This is a genomic window from Micromonospora sp. WMMD1082, assembly GCF_029626175.1.
In the GTDB taxonomy this organism is placed as follows: Bacteria; Actinomycetota; Actinomycetes; order Mycobacteriales; family Micromonosporaceae; genus Micromonospora.
In genome coordinates this window covers 6,957,183-6,970,323 of sequence record NZ_JARUBM010000002.1, presented here as the reverse complement: position 1 = coordinate 6,970,323, position 13,141 = coordinate 6,957,183, and the positions used below count along the sequence as shown (strand labels likewise).

Genomic DNA, 13,141 nt, shown 5'->3' with positions numbered 1-13,141 from the left:
ACGAGTGGAAGGAACGGCGGTATGGAGAGCTTCGGCGGCCGGCTGCACCGGGCGATCGGCGAGCGGGGTCCGCTCTGCGTGGGGATCGACCCGCATCCGGCGTTGCTGGCCCGATGGGGTCTCGGCGACGACGTCGACGGGCTGGCGCGGTTCGCCCGGACCGTCGTGGATGCCCTCGGTGACCGGGTTGCGGTGGTCAAGCCCCAGTCGGCGTTCTTCGAGCGATTCGGATCCCAAGGGGTGGCGGTGCTTGAGTCAACTATCCGACAGTTACGGGATCGCGGTTCGCTCGTTCTGCTCGACGTCAAGCGCGGTGACATCGGCTCGACGGTCAACGCGTACGCGTCGGCCTACCTTGATCCATCCAGCCCGCTGTATGTCGACGCGATCACCGCGAGCCCGTTCCTGGGCGTCGGTTCGCTGGCCCCGATGTTCGAGCTGGCCGCCGAGCATGGCGGCGGAGTGTTCGTCCTGGCGCTCACCTCCAACCCCGAGGGCGCCTCGGTGCAGCGGGCCCGCGGCGCCGACGGGCGGCTGGTCGCGCAGACGGTGATCGACGAGATTTCCCAGCTCAACGCGGGTGCGCAGCCACTCGGGAGCATCGGCGCGGTGGTCGGCGCGACGGTCGGCGAGACCGGCTGCGACCTGTCCGCGGTGAATGGCCCGCTGCTCGCGCCGGGCCTCGGTGCGCAGGGCGCCACGGCGGCGGATCTGCGGGTCGTCTTCGGGTCCGCGCTGCCCAACGTGCTGCCCGCGTACTCCCGGGAGGTGCTCGCCGCCGGCCCCGATCCGGCGGCGTTGCGGGCCGCGGCGGACCGGGTGGTGGCCGAGTGCCGGGCGGTTCTGGCGATGTCGTGACTGACTGACGGCTCGGTCACTTTGTGCTGATCATCGCGCGCCCACGTTGCCGAAAGCTCCGTTGACCGCTAGTTTTCCCCGCGCTGGGAACCCCTTGGTTCACAGCGACACCACGTTTCACAGATGCGGCGGCGCGTCCCGCCCGTCGCGATAGGGACCTGAGGAGAACTGGTGCCGCTCCCGTCACTGACCCCCGAGCAGCGCGCAGCCGCGCTGGAAAAGGCTGCGGAGATCCGCAAAGCCCGTGCCGAGCTGAAGGAGCAGCTCAAGCAGGGCAAGACCACCCTCGGAGCCGTTCTTGAGCGCGCCGAGTCCGACGATGTCGTCGGCAAGCTCAAGGTGTCCGCCGTGCTGCAGGCCATGCCGGGCATCGGTAAGATCCGGGCCACCCAGATCATGGAGAAGCTCAAGATCGCCGATAGCCGTCGCCTGCGTGGCCTCGGCGAGCAGCAGCGCAAGGCCCTGCTGGGGGAGTTCGCCGGCAACTGAGCACGACTGCGTGTAGAAACAAGCAGTGAGCTTGGATGGCGAGGCGCGCCCGGCGGCTCGGCTCACTGTCCTGGCCGGCCCATCCGGCGCCGGCAGGGAGAGTGTCGTCGAGCTGGTCCGGGCGCGTTCCCCGTCAGTCTGGACGCCGATCACAGCCACTACCCGCCCTCGGGGCGCGAGCGAGCTGGACGGCGTCCACCGGCACTTCCTCACGCCGGAGGAGTTCGACCGCCAGCTCGCCGCCGGCGAGTTGCTGGAGTGGAGCCGGCTGGGCGCGCACCGGCGCGGCACGGAGTTCGGCCCGCTGCGCAGCCGGATCGCCGCCGGGCAGCCGGTCCTGCTCCCGCTCGACCTCGCGGGGGCGCTGCTGGTCCGGGCCGGGTGGCCCGGGGCGCGACTCGTGTTACTCCATCCGCCCGGTTGGACGCCGGATCCGGCCGTGCTGGTGGCCTTCGACCTCAGCGTGTCGCATGACCGGATCGAGCGGGTCGTGGAGGAGCTGGTAGGGTTTATCGGTTCTTCCTTCCTGGCTCCGGCCCGGCCGCGTCCGCGCGGTTGAGCGCCGGCACCGCGCTCCGGCGCGGTCCGTGCGAAAGACGCAGAGGTTCATCCGTGGGATCCATCGCCAACCCCGAAGGCATCACCAACCCGCCGATCGACGAGCTCCTGGAGAAGACGACCTCCAAGTACGCGCTGGTCATCTTCGCGGCCAAGCGCGCCCGCCAGGTCAACGCCTACTACAGCCAGCTCGGCGAGGGCCTGCTGGAGTACGTCGGCCCGCTGGTCGAGACCACTCCCCAGGAGAAGCCGCTCTCCATCGCGATGCGGGAGATCAACGCGGGCCTACTCACCGCCGAGCCGACCGACCAGCCGTAGCCTCCGCGCGTCGATGAGCGCCCGGGTCGTCCTCGGCGTCGGTGGCGGCATCGCCGCCTACAAGGCGTGCGAGCTGCTGCGCCTGTTCACCGAGTCGGGCCACCAGGTCCGGGTCGTGCCGACCGCCGCCGCGCTGCGGTTCGTCGGCGCGCCGACCTGGGCGGCGCTCTCCGGTCAGCCGGTCGCCGACGAGGTCTGGTCCGACGTGCACGACGTGCCGCACGTACGCCTGGGCAAGCAGGCCGACCTGGTGGTCGTCGCACCCGCCACCGCGGACCTGCTGGCCAGGGCCGCCCACGGCCTCGCCGACGACCTGCTCACCAACACCCTGCTCACCGCCCGCTGCCCGGTGGTGCTGGCACCCGCCATGCACACCGAGATGTGGGAGCATCCGGCCACCGTCGCCAACGTCGCGACGCTGCGGTCCCGGGGTGTGCGGGTCATCGAACCGGCCGTGGGGCGGCTCACCGGCGCGGACACCGGCAAGGGCCGGTTGCCGGAACCGGCGGAGATCTTCGCGGTGGCCCGCCGCGCCCTGGCCCGCGGCATCGACGCCCCGGCCGACCTGACGGGCCGGCGGGTGCTGGTCACCGCCGGCGGCACCCGGGAACCACTGGATCCGGTGCGCTTCCTCGGCAACCGCTCCTCCGGCAAGCAGGGCTACGCGTTCGCCCGCGCCGCCGTCGCCCGGGGCGCCCGGGTCACGCTGATCTCGGCCAACGTCGCGCTGCCCGACCCGGCCGGCGCCGACATCGTCCGCGTCGGCACCACCGCCGAGCTGCGCGAGGCCACGCTGAAGGCGTCGGTGGACGCCGACGCGGTGGTGATGGCGGCGGCTCCGGCTGATTTCCGGCCGGCGACGTACGCGCCTGGCAAAATCAAGAAGTCGGACGACGGCGCGGCGCCCACCATCGAGCTCGTCACCAACCCGGATATCGCCGCCGAACTGGGTCAGCGCCGTCGGCCGGAGCAGGTACTGGTGGTGTTCGCCGCCGAGACCGGCGACGCCGAGGCCAACGGGCGGGCCAAGTTGGCCCGTAAGCGGGCCGACCTCATCGTCATCAACGAGGTCGGGCCGGACAAGGTCTTCGGCGCCGAGACCAACGCGGCCACCGTGATCGGCGTGGACGGTTCGGTCACCCGGATGCCCGAACAGTCCAAGGAGGATCTCGCCGACGGCGTGTGGGACCTCGTGGTCGCCCGGTTGACCGGTGACTCCTCCTGAGGGTTGGACCGCAACATGACCGGGGGTCGGGCCCGGCCGTCGATGACTAGACTGCCGCGGAACGACGTCCAAGAACTTAGGAGTCCCGTGACACGCCGCCTCTTCACGTCCGAATCGGTCACGGAGGGCCATCCGGACAAGATTGCCGACCAGATCAGTGACGGCATCCTCGACGCCCTGCTCAGCCAGGACCCGCACAGCCGGGTCGCCGTCGAGACCCTGATCACCACCGGGCAGGTCCACGTCGCCGGGGAGGTGACCACCAAGGCGTACGCCGACATCCCGACCATCGTGCGGGAGACCATCCTCGGCATCGGCTACGACTCGTCGAAGAAGGGGTTCGACGGCGCGTCGTGTGGCGTCAGCGTCTCCATCGGCGCCCAGTCGCCGGACATCGCCCAGGGCGTCGACAACGCCTTCGAGCTGCGTACCGGGGCGTCGGAGAGCGCGTTGGACGCGCAGGGCGCCGGTGACCAGGGGATGATGTTCGGCTTCGCCTGCTCGGAGACGCCCGAGCTGATGCCGCTGCCCATCGCGCTCGCGCACCGGCTGGCCCGCCGGCTCGCCGCGGTCCGCAAGGACGGCACCGTCCCGTACCTGCGCCCCGACGGCAAGACCCAGGTCACCATCGAGTACGACGGGCTGCGCCCGGTCCGGCTCAACACGGTCGTCGTCTCCAGCCAGCACGCCGCGGACATCTCGCTGGACACGCTGCTCACCCCGGACGTGCGCGACCACGTCATCGCTCCCGAGCTGGAGAGCCTGGGCCTGGACACGGAGGGCTACCGGCTGCTGGTCAACCCGACCGGCCGGTTCGAGATCGGTGGCCCGATGGGTGACGCCGGCCTCACCGGGCGGAAGATCATCGTGGACACCTACGGCGGGTACGCCCGGCACGGCGGTGGTGCCTTCTCCGGCAAGGACCCGTCGAAGGTCGACCGTTCGGCCGCGTACGCCATGCGGTGGGTGGCCAAGAACGTCGTCGCCGCCGGCCTGGCCGAGCGCTGCGAGGTGCAGGTCGCGTACGCGATCGGCAAGGCGCACCCGGTGAGCCTGTTCGTGGAGACGTTCGGCACCGAGACCGTGCCGGTGGCCTCGATCGAGAAGGCGGTCACCGAGATCTTCGATCTGCGTCCGGCCGCCATCATCCGGGACCTGCACCTGCTGCGCCCGATCTACGCGCAGACCGCCGCGTACGGTCACTTCGGCCGCGAGCTGCCGGAGCTGACCTGGGAGAGCACCGACCGGGCCGCCGACCTCAAGTCGGCCGCGGGAGCCTGACAACCGCCAGGTGTGACGACCGGCGGCCCGCCGAAGGGTCGCCGGTCGCCCGGGTCTGCGTCGACGTGCCGCTGGCCCACCTGGACCGCCCCTTCGACTACCTGGTCCCGCAGTCGCTGGCCGCCGACGCGGTCCCCGGCGTCCGGGTGAAGGTGCGCTTCGCCGGTCAGCTCGTCGACGGCTGGTTGCTGGACCGCGCCGAGCGGTCCGACCATCCCCGGCTGGCGTACCTGGACCGGGTGGTCTCCCCGGTGCCGGTGCTCGCCCCCGAGGTGGCCCGGCTCGCCCGGGTCGTCGCCGACCGGTACGCCGGCAGCCTGGCCGACGTGCTGCGGCTGGCGGTCCCGCCGCGGCACGCCCGGGTGGAGAAGGAACTCCTCGCCGAGACGCCACCCTCCGATGCGATCCCCACCACGCCGGCCGGGACCGCTACGCCGGCCGGGACCGCTACGCCGGCCGGGACCGTCACGCCGGCCGGGACTGCCACGCCGGCCGGGAACGCTATGCCGGCTGGGAACGCTGGCCCGCCGGATCCCGGGGGGTGGCGCGACTATCCGGCCGGGCCGGCGCTGCTGCGGGCAGTGGCGGAGGGGCGCGCACCCCGGGCCGTGTGGTCGGCGCTGCCGGGCGAGGACTGGGCGGCCCGGTACGCCACCGTGGTCGCCGCCACGGTCGCCGCCGGCCGGGGGGCCCTGGTGGTGGTCGCCGACGGGCGGGACCTGGAGCGGCTCGACGCCGCGTTGACCGCCACGCTCGGCGCCGGCGGGCACGTCTGCCTCTCCGCCGCCCTCGGTCCCGCGCGCCGCTATCGCGCCTTTCTCGGGGCGCGCCGGAGCGACGCGCCGGTGGTGATCGGCACCCGGGCGGCCATGTTCGCGCCGGTGGCCCGGTTGGGGCTGGTGGCGATCTGGGACGACGGCGACGACCTGCACGCCGAGCCCCGGGCCCCGTACCCGCACGCCCGCGAGGTGCTGCTGACCCGGGCTCAGATCGAGGGTGCCGGGGCGCTGGTCGGCGGCTACGCCCGCACCGCCGAGGCGCAGCTGCTGGTGGAGACCGGCTGGGCCCGCGAGGTGGCCGCCGACCGGGCGGTGCTGCGCGCGCGTACCCCCGCGATCGCGCCGACCGGCGACGATCCGCAGCTGGCCCGCGATCCCGGCGCGGCGACCGCGCGGTTGCCGAGCCTGGCCTGGACCGCCGCCCGGGAGGCGCTGCGGGCGGACCTGCCGGTCCTGGTCCAGGTGCCCCGCCGTGGCTACCTGCCCTCGGTGTCCTGCGCCGACTGCCGTACGCCGGCCCGTTGCCCACACTGCGCCGGCCCGCTCGCGTTGCCGTCGGCCGGTGGCACGCCGGCCTGCCGCTGGTGCGGTCGGGTCGCCGCCGCGTACGCTTGCCCGCACTGCGCCGGGCGGCGGCTGCGGGCCTCGGTCACCGGCGCCCGGCGGACCGCCGAGGAGCTGGGCCGGGCCTTTCCCGGAGTGCCGGTGCGCACCTCCGGTCGGGAGGAGGTGCTGGCCGACGTCCCCGGCGGCGCCGGCCTGGTGATCGCGACCCCGGGCGCCGAGCCGGTCGCGGCCGGTGGTTACGGCGCGGTGCTGCTGCTGGACAGCTGGGCGTTGCTCACCCGCGCCGACCTGCGCGCGGGGGAGGAGGCGCTGCGCCGCTGGTCGGCCGCGGCGACCCTGGCCCGGCCGGCGGCGCAGGGCGGTCGGGTCGTGGTGGTCGCCGACGGCGCGCTCGCGCCGGTACAGGCGCTGCTGCGCTGGGACGCCGGCTGGTTCGCCGCCCGGGAGCTGGCCGAGCGGCGGGAGCTGGGCTTTCCGCCGGCGATGCGGATGGCCAGCGTGACCGGCCCGCCCGCCGCGGTGGCCGACCTGTTGGCGCAGGCGCGGCTGCCCGACGGGGCGGAACTGCTCGGCCCGGTGCCGGCCGACGGCGACCGGGAGCGGATGCTGGTGCGGGTGCCCAGGGCGCGGGCCGCGGCGATGGCCGACGCGCTGCACGCGGCGGCCGGGGTGCGCAGCGCCCGCAAGGCGGCCGACCCGGTACGCCTCCAGGTCGACCCGCTCGCGCTGTTCTGACGGGCCCGGTCACGGTCGGTGGCGACGATGTCCCAATCGTCGCCTTATGTGAACCGATCATGGCACTCTGTGTCGACGCGCCCGCTCGTGGCCGCGTCCTCGGGTCTGCCCGGGCGAAGGTGGTAGCATCGCCCGTCATGCCGGGGCGTACGACGGCTCCAGGTCGCGGTGCGGCGTCAGACGCGCCGAGCCGGAGGTGTCGCGGGACGGCGCGACGATGGCGGAACCGTGCGGATATCGATGATCTCAACCAGCCGGCGATCAGAAGTGGACCAGTCGTGACCGTTCGTCAGTCGATCGTCTTCAACGGTGACCTCGGCAGCGGCAAGAGCACCGTCTCGGTCGAGATCGCCAAGCGGCTCGGCCTGCGCCGGGTCAGCGTCGGCGACCTCTACCGGACGATGGCCCAGGAGCGGCAGATGACCGCGCTCCAGCTGAACCTGCACGCCGAGCTGGACCAGGCCGTCGACGGCTACGTCGACCAGCTCCAGCGCGACATCGCCGCCTCCGGTGAGAGCCTCGTCATGGACTCCCGGCTGGCCTGGCACTTCTTCACCGACGCGCTCAAGGTGCACATGATCACCGAGCCGGGTGAGGCCGCCCGGCGGGTGCTGCTGCGCCCCTCCGGACCGGCGGAGAGCTACACCTCGTTGGAGGAGGCGAAGGCCAAGCTCCGGGAGCGCAGCGAGAGCGAGCGCGGCCGGTTCCTGGTCCGGTACGGCGTGGACAAGGCCCGGCTGCGCAACTACGACCTGATCTGCGACACCACCCGGGCCCCGGCCGACGAGGTGATCGAGCGCATCGTCGAGGCGTACGAGGGACGGCTGGCGCCCGACGTGCTGCGCGGCGCGCCGCCGCTGCTGCTGCTCGACCCGGGCCGGGTGTACCCGACCGAGGACATCGCCGGCCTGCGCGGCCTCTGGGACTCGACGTTCGTCGGTGAGGTCGCCGCCGCCGGTGAAACGGGCCTGGAGCCGATCGAGATCGGCTACACCGGTGAGTACTTCTTCGTGGTCAACGGGCACCGCCGGCTCAGCGCCGCGCTGCGCAACGGATTCCGGCTGGTGCCCGGCCGGTTGGTCGCCGAGGTCGACGAGCCCGTGGTGGGTGGCGTGAGCGCGATCGACTACTTCGCCGCGCAGGCCCGGCCGAGCCTGATCCACGACTGGGAGGCCGCCCACGACATCCGCCTGCCGTTGCCGGAGCACGCCCTGCTCGCCGGCGACGCGGTGCTGGCCGGAGAGTCCGGCGTCGCCGGCTGAGGTCGAGCGCGCCGCCGGCTGGGGTGCCGAGCGCGCCGCCCGCCGGCTGAGGCGCCGAGTGCACCGCCTGCCGATCACGGCGGGTGGACCGGTCCCGGCGGCCGATGGTGGTGCACCGGCCGGGGCGGCCCCGGGCACTCCGTAGACTGGTACGGCACTCCCGTCCCGCCGCTAAGGAGCCAACCCGCGTGACCGTCCAGCCCATCCGTCTGTTCGGGGATCCGGTGCTGCGCACGCCGGCCGATCCGGTGGTCGACTTCGACGTCGAGCTGCGCAAGCTCATCGCCGACCTGACCGACACCATGCGTGAGCAGAGCGGCGCCGGTCTGGCCGCGCCGCAGCTCGGCGTGGGCCTGCGGGTGTTCACCTTCGACGTCGACGACGTGCTCGGTCACCTGGTCAACCCGGTGCTGGAGTTCCCGGACGCCGAGGAGCAGGACGGCCCCGAGGGCTGCCTCTCCATCCCCGGGCTCTACTTCGACACCAAGCGCCGGCAGAACGTGATCGCCAAGGGCTTCAACGGCCACGGCGACCCGTTGCAGATCGTCGGCACCGGGCTGATGGCGCGCTGCGTGCAGCACGAGACCGACCACCTCGACGGGGTGCTCTTCGTCGACCGGCTGGATCCGGCCGGTCGCAAGGAGGCGATGAAGGCGATCCGGCAGGCCGAGTGGTACGACGACGCCGCGCCGCCGACGGTCAAGCTGAGCCCGCACGCCGCCGGCAGCCCGTTCGGCCTGGGGCGGTGAGCCGGTGCGTGTGATCTTCGCCGGTACGCCGGCCGTCGCCGTCCCCGCCCTGGCCGCCGTGGCCGACTCCCGGCACGACCTGGTGGCCGTGGTCACCCGGCCCGACGCGCCCGCCGGCCGGGGCCGTGGCCTGGCCCGCTCCCCGGTCGGCGCGTGGGCCGACGAGCACGGCGTCGAGGTGCTGACCCCGGCCCGTCCGCGCGAGCCGGAGTTCCTGGACCGGCTGCGCGAGCTGTCGCCCGACTGCGTGCCGGTGGTGGCCTACGGCGCGCTCGTGCCGCCGGTCGCGCTGGAGATCCCCCGGCACGGCTGGGTGAACCTGCACTTCTCGCTGCTGCCCGCCTGGCGCGGCGCCGCGCCCGTGCAGCACGCCGTGCTGCACGGCGACGAGCTGACCGGGGCCAGCGTGTTCCAACTGGAGGAGGGGCTGGACACCGGTCCGGTCTACGGCACGCTCACCGACGAGATCCGGCCCGCCGACACCTCCGGCGACCTGTTGGCGCGGTTGGCCCACAGCGGCGCCGGGCTGCTGGTGGCGGTGCTGGACGCGCTGGCCGACGGCACCGCCCGGGCCGAGCCGCAGCCCGCGGACGGGGTCACCCTCGCGCCGAAGCTCACCGTCGACGACGCCCGCGTGCGCTGGACCGACCCGGCCTTCGCGGTCGACCGGCGGATCCGCGCCTGCACCCCGGCACCCGGCCCGTGGACGACCTTCCGGGGCGAGCGGGTGAAACTCGGTCCGGTCACCCCGGCCACCGACGCCCCCGCCCTCAAGCCCGGCGAACTGCTGGTCACCAAGGCCGAGGTGCTGGCCGGCACGGCCACCACGCCGGTCCGGCTCGGCGAGGTGCGGGCGGCGGGCAAGCGGGCCATGCCGGCGACCGACTGGGCGCGCGGCGTCCGGGTCAGCGCCGGGGAGGAGTTCGCGTGAGGGACACCGCAGCCCGTCGGGGCGCGGAGCGCCGGGGCCCACGCCCGGGGCGGCCGGCGGTCGACATGCCACGGCACGCGGCGTACGAGGCGGTCGCGGCGGTGCACCGTGACGACGCGTACGCGAACCTGGTCCTGCCGGCGATCCTGCGTGAGGCGGGGCTGACCGGCCGGGACGCCGCCTTCGCCACCGAGCTGACCTACGGCACGCTGCGTCATCTCGGCACCCTCGACGCGATCCTCACCGCCGCGGCCGGTCGCGACGTGCAACGGATCGACCCGCCGGTACGCGACGCGTTGCGCATCGGCGCGTACCAGTTGCTGCACACCCGGGTGCCGGCGCACGCGGCCGTCTCGTCCACCGTCGACCTGGTCCGGACGGTCGGCCAGGGGGCCACCGGTTTCGCCAACGCGGTGCTGCGCGAGGTCGCCGGGCGCGACGCCGACGAGTGGGTGGCCCGGCTGGCGCCGCCGATCGAGACCGATCCGGTCGGGCACCTCGCCCTGGCCTACAGCCATCCACAGTGGATCGTACGGGCGTTCCGGGAGGCTCTCGGCGGCGATCTCGGCGAGACCACCCGTCTGCTGATCGAGGACAACGTCCGTCCGCCGGTGCACCTGTGTGCCCGGCCGGGCCTGGCCGACCCGGTCGAGCTGGCCGACGAGGTGGGTGGTGCGCCCGGCGCCTTCTCGCCGTACGCCGTCTATCTCGGCGGTGGCGCGCCGGGTGAGCTGGCGGCGGTGGCCGACGGCCGCGCCCACGTCCAGGACGAGGGCTCCCAACTGGTGGCGGACGCGCTCGCCACGGCCCCGCTGGACGGCCCGGACGGCCGCTGGCTCGACCTGTGCGCCGGGCCGGGCGGCAAGTCGGGACTGCTCGGCGCGTTGGCGGCGCAGCGGGACGCGCGGCTGACCGCGGTGGAGGTGGCCGAGCACCGCGCCCGGCTGGTCGAGAGCGCGACCCGAGGGCTGCCGGTGACCGTGCTGAACACCGACGGTCGGCTGGTGGGCAGCGAGACGAAGCTGCCGGAGGAGCACTTCGACCGGGTGCTGGTCGACGCGCCGTGCACCGGCCTCGGTTCACTGCGCCGCCGGCCGGAGTCGCGCTGGCGGCGCCAGCCGTCCGACCTGTCCGCCCTGACCCGGTTGCAGCGCGAGCTGCTCGCGGCCGGGCTGCGGGCGGCCCGCCCGGGCGGGGTGGTGGCCTACGTGACCTGCTCACCGCACACAGTGGAGACCCACGTCACGGTGACCGAGGCGGCCCGCCGCAGCGGCGTGCCGGTGGACTTCGTCGACGCCCGGCCGCTGCTGCCGGCCGGGATGCCGGGGCTCGGCGACGGGCCGACGGTGCAGCTCTGGCCGCACCGGCACGGCACCGACGCCATGTTCCTCGCCGTGCTGCGCCGCACCTGAGGGCGGTCCGGCCGCACGCAAGCGGGGCCGCCCGCCTCAGCTGAGACGCGGCGCGGCGAGGCGCGTGAGCCGGCCCCGGGCCGGCTCAGCTGATCGGCAGCGCCCCGGTGCCGGCGCCCTTCACCGAGCGGGTCAGGGTGCGGTCGTTGATCCAGAGGAAGCACTGCACCGACCGGTTGCCGCTGCGCCACTCGCCTTCGGACGGGTGGTAGAAGATGGTGCCGACGCGGTACTGGAGATTGCCGTCGTCCGGCACCTTGGCGTAGCGGGCGATGGCGCTGCGGCAGCCCCGGTGCACCCGCGCGGTCTCCTTCAGGAACGCCGACCAGCTGGTGTCGGGCGCCCGCCAGAGGCCGACGAACTCGGCCCGGTGCCGGGCGGTGCACCCGACGGCGACCATCTCGGTCACGTCGTCGCCGTCGGTCCGGGCGTCGAAACAGCCGTGCCGCAGCGGCGACGATCCGTCCAGCGCGCCGGTCAGGCTGGCGGTCCGCCGGACGGGCACGGGGGTGTCGAGTCCCCGCAGCTCGTGCACGTCGCAGCGGAACCAGCGGGCCCCACCGGTCCACGCCTGGGGCGACGGCAGGACGACGGTGAGCCCGATCCGACCGCTGCGCCAGTCGCCACCCAGCGCCGTACGGACCTCGCGGTCGCACTCGCCGAACGCGGCGCGCATCCCCGCGCTGCCGGTCGCCGGTGGACGCGCCCCGCCCGCGTCGGTGAGCGTCCCGACGTGCAGGGTCTCGGCGCGGTGCGGCGAGGTGCAGTCCACCGGTGCGTACGCGCTGAGATAGCCGACGTCCTGGGGCTGGGTGTGGCACGTGCCGGGATCCGGCGTGAACACCGCCGGAGCACTCATCGGCGCCCAGTCGTCGACCAGGTCACCGTCGGTGCCGGCCGGCCGCGTGCAGCCGGCCAGCGCCATCGTCACCACGGCACCCAGCGCGACTCCGGTCAGCCACGGTCGACCTCCTGCCCACGCCACGGGCGGCAGCATACGACACCGGGCATAGCGCGGTCGCTCTCAGGTCACGGGCAGTCCCCGTGGGCCGACCCCGCGCATCGAGCCGGTCAGCTTGCGGTCGTCGCTCCACAGGATGCAGCGCACCCCCCGGTCGCCCTCCTCCCACTCCCGCTGCGAGGGCGGGTAGAAGATGGAGCCGGCACGGTAGGGCAGGTCGGAGTTGTTGGGCACGTCGGCGAAGGCGGCGATCAGCTCCATGCAGCGCTTGTGCGCCTGGCTGGCGGAGTCGACGAACTGTTGCCAGGGCATGTCCCGCTCGATGTACACCCCGACGAACTCGGCGCCGTGCGGCTCACTGCACAGCACCGGGGCCATGTAGTTCAGGCTGTCGCCGATCAGCTTCGGATCGAAGCAGCGGTGCACCAGCGGTGAGTCGCCGATCAGCGCGCCGCGCAGACTGCCGGTGCGGTTGACCGGCCGGGTGTTGTCGATGCTGTCGGTCTCGCTCAGGTCGCACCGGAACCACCGGGCGCCGCCGTCCCAGGCCGGCACCGACGGCAGGGCGATGTTGAGCGTCAACCGGGCGGTGTGCCAGTCGCCACCGAGCACCAACCGGGCCCGCTGGTCGCACTCCGCGCGGGCGGTGCGCAGCGCCGCCGACCCCGGTGCCGGCCGTGGACCGTCGGCGGCGGCACCGGTGAACGTGCCGACGTAGACCGACTCGGCGAGGTGGTTGCGGCCGCAGTCCACGGTCTCGTAGGTGCCCGCCTGGACGACCGCGGTGACCCGGGGCAGGCAGGCGTCGGTGGCCGGCACGAACATCGTCGGAGGCCGCAGTGCGGGCCAGTCGTTGGTGAGGTTGCCGTCCGTCCCGCCGGGCCGTACACAGCCGCCGAGCACCATCGCCGCCGCGCCGGCCAGCGCCAGCGTCGCGAGCCACCGTCGCATCGTCCGCCCTTTCCGGGAGCTGCCGCCCGGTTGCCGGCTCCCACGCCCGCCGACTCGCACGTTGC

The 13,141-nt window shown here is 74.0% G+C and carries 13 protein-coding genes; 11 read left to right on the top strand and 2 right to left on the bottom strand.

Annotation, left to right across the window (positions count from 1 at the left end; genetic code table 11):
* Nucleotides 1-21 precede the first annotated feature (21 nt).
* The 11 genes from pyrF (at nucleotide 22) to O7615_RS31985 (ending at nucleotide 11,164) form a co-directional block, all read left to right on the top strand.
* Nucleotides 22-858, top strand: a complete 837-nt coding sequence (gene pyrF / locus O7615_RS32035; protein ID WP_278181527.1) for an orotidine-5'-phosphate decarboxylase — start codon at nucleotides 22-24, stop codon at nucleotides 856-858.
* 171 nt (nucleotides 859-1,029) lie between these two features.
* Nucleotides 1,030-1,347, top strand: coding sequence for an integration host factor, actinobacterial type (gene mihF / locus O7615_RS32030; protein ID WP_278181526.1), 318 nt, complete (start codon nucleotides 1,030-1,032; stop codon nucleotides 1,345-1,347).
* Between the two features lie 25 nt (nucleotides 1,348-1,372).
* Complete coding sequence (locus O7615_RS32025) at nucleotides 1,373-1,906, top strand: guanylate kinase (RefSeq protein WP_278181525.1); 534 nt, start codon at nucleotides 1,373-1,375, stop codon at nucleotides 1,904-1,906.
* Nucleotides 1,907-1,959: 53 nt separating this feature from the next.
* Nucleotides 1,960-2,223, top strand: a complete 264-nt coding sequence (gene rpoZ / locus O7615_RS32020; RefSeq protein ID WP_007075826.1) for a DNA-directed RNA polymerase subunit omega — start codon at nucleotides 1,960-1,962, stop codon at nucleotides 2,221-2,223.
* A gap of 13 nt (nucleotides 2,224-2,236) precedes the next feature.
* Nucleotides 2,237-3,448, top strand: a complete 1,212-nt coding sequence (gene coaBC / locus O7615_RS32015) for a bifunctional phosphopantothenoylcysteine decarboxylase/phosphopantothenate--cysteine ligase CoaBC (protein ID WP_278181524.1) — start codon at nucleotides 2,237-2,239, stop codon at nucleotides 3,446-3,448.
* An 87-nt stretch (nucleotides 3,449-3,535) separates the two neighbouring features.
* The gene (metK, locus tag O7615_RS32010; RefSeq protein ID WP_278181523.1) at nucleotides 3,536-4,729 is read left to right on the top strand and encodes a methionine adenosyltransferase; all 1,194 of its coding nucleotides are present in this window, start codon (nucleotides 3,536-3,538) and stop codon (nucleotides 4,727-4,729) included.
* A 65-nt stretch (nucleotides 4,730-4,794) separates the two neighbouring features.
* Nucleotides 4,795-6,810: a primosome assembly protein PriA gene (locus O7615_RS32005; protein WP_278181522.1), complete on the top strand. Its 2,016-nt coding sequence runs from the start codon at nucleotides 4,795-4,797 to the stop codon at nucleotides 6,808-6,810.
* 278 nt (nucleotides 6,811-7,088) lie between these two features.
* Nucleotides 7,089-8,072, top strand: a complete 984-nt coding sequence (locus tag O7615_RS32000; protein ID WP_278181521.1) for an AAA family ATPase — start codon at nucleotides 7,089-7,091, stop codon at nucleotides 8,070-8,072.
* 188 nt (nucleotides 8,073-8,260) lie between these two features.
* A complete protein-coding gene (def, locus tag O7615_RS31995; protein ID WP_278181520.1) occupies nucleotides 8,261-8,821 on the top strand; it encodes a peptide deformylase in 561 nt (186 codons plus the stop codon).
* A 4-nt stretch (nucleotides 8,822-8,825) separates the two neighbouring features.
* The gene (fmt, locus tag O7615_RS31990; RefSeq protein WP_278181519.1) at nucleotides 8,826-9,752 is read left to right on the top strand and encodes a methionyl-tRNA formyltransferase; all 927 of its coding nucleotides are present in this window, start codon (nucleotides 8,826-8,828) and stop codon (nucleotides 9,750-9,752) included.
* A complete protein-coding gene (locus O7615_RS31985; RefSeq protein ID WP_278181518.1) occupies nucleotides 9,749-11,164 on the top strand; it encodes a transcription antitermination factor NusB in 1,416 nt (471 codons plus the stop codon). Before fmt ends, O7615_RS31985 begins: the two co-directional genes overlap by 4 nt.
* Before the next feature lie 85 nt (nucleotides 11,165-11,249).
* On the opposite strand, the gene O7615_RS31980 is transcribed toward O7615_RS31985, so the two are convergent.
* Together O7615_RS31980 and O7615_RS31975 are read right to left on the bottom strand one after the other, a co-directional pair.
* Nucleotides 11,250-12,122 carry a septum formation family protein gene (locus O7615_RS31980; RefSeq protein ID WP_278182308.1) on the bottom strand — a complete coding sequence of 291 codons (873 nt, stop codon included), beginning with the start codon at nucleotides 12,120-12,122 and terminating at the stop codon, nucleotides 11,250-11,252.
* Nucleotides 12,123-12,188: 66 nt separating this feature from the next.
* Nucleotides 12,189-13,076, bottom strand: a complete 888-nt coding sequence (locus O7615_RS31975) for a septum formation family protein (RefSeq protein ID WP_278181517.1) — start codon at nucleotides 13,074-13,076, stop codon at nucleotides 12,189-12,191.
* Between the last annotated feature and the right edge of the window lie 65 nt (nucleotides 13,077-13,141).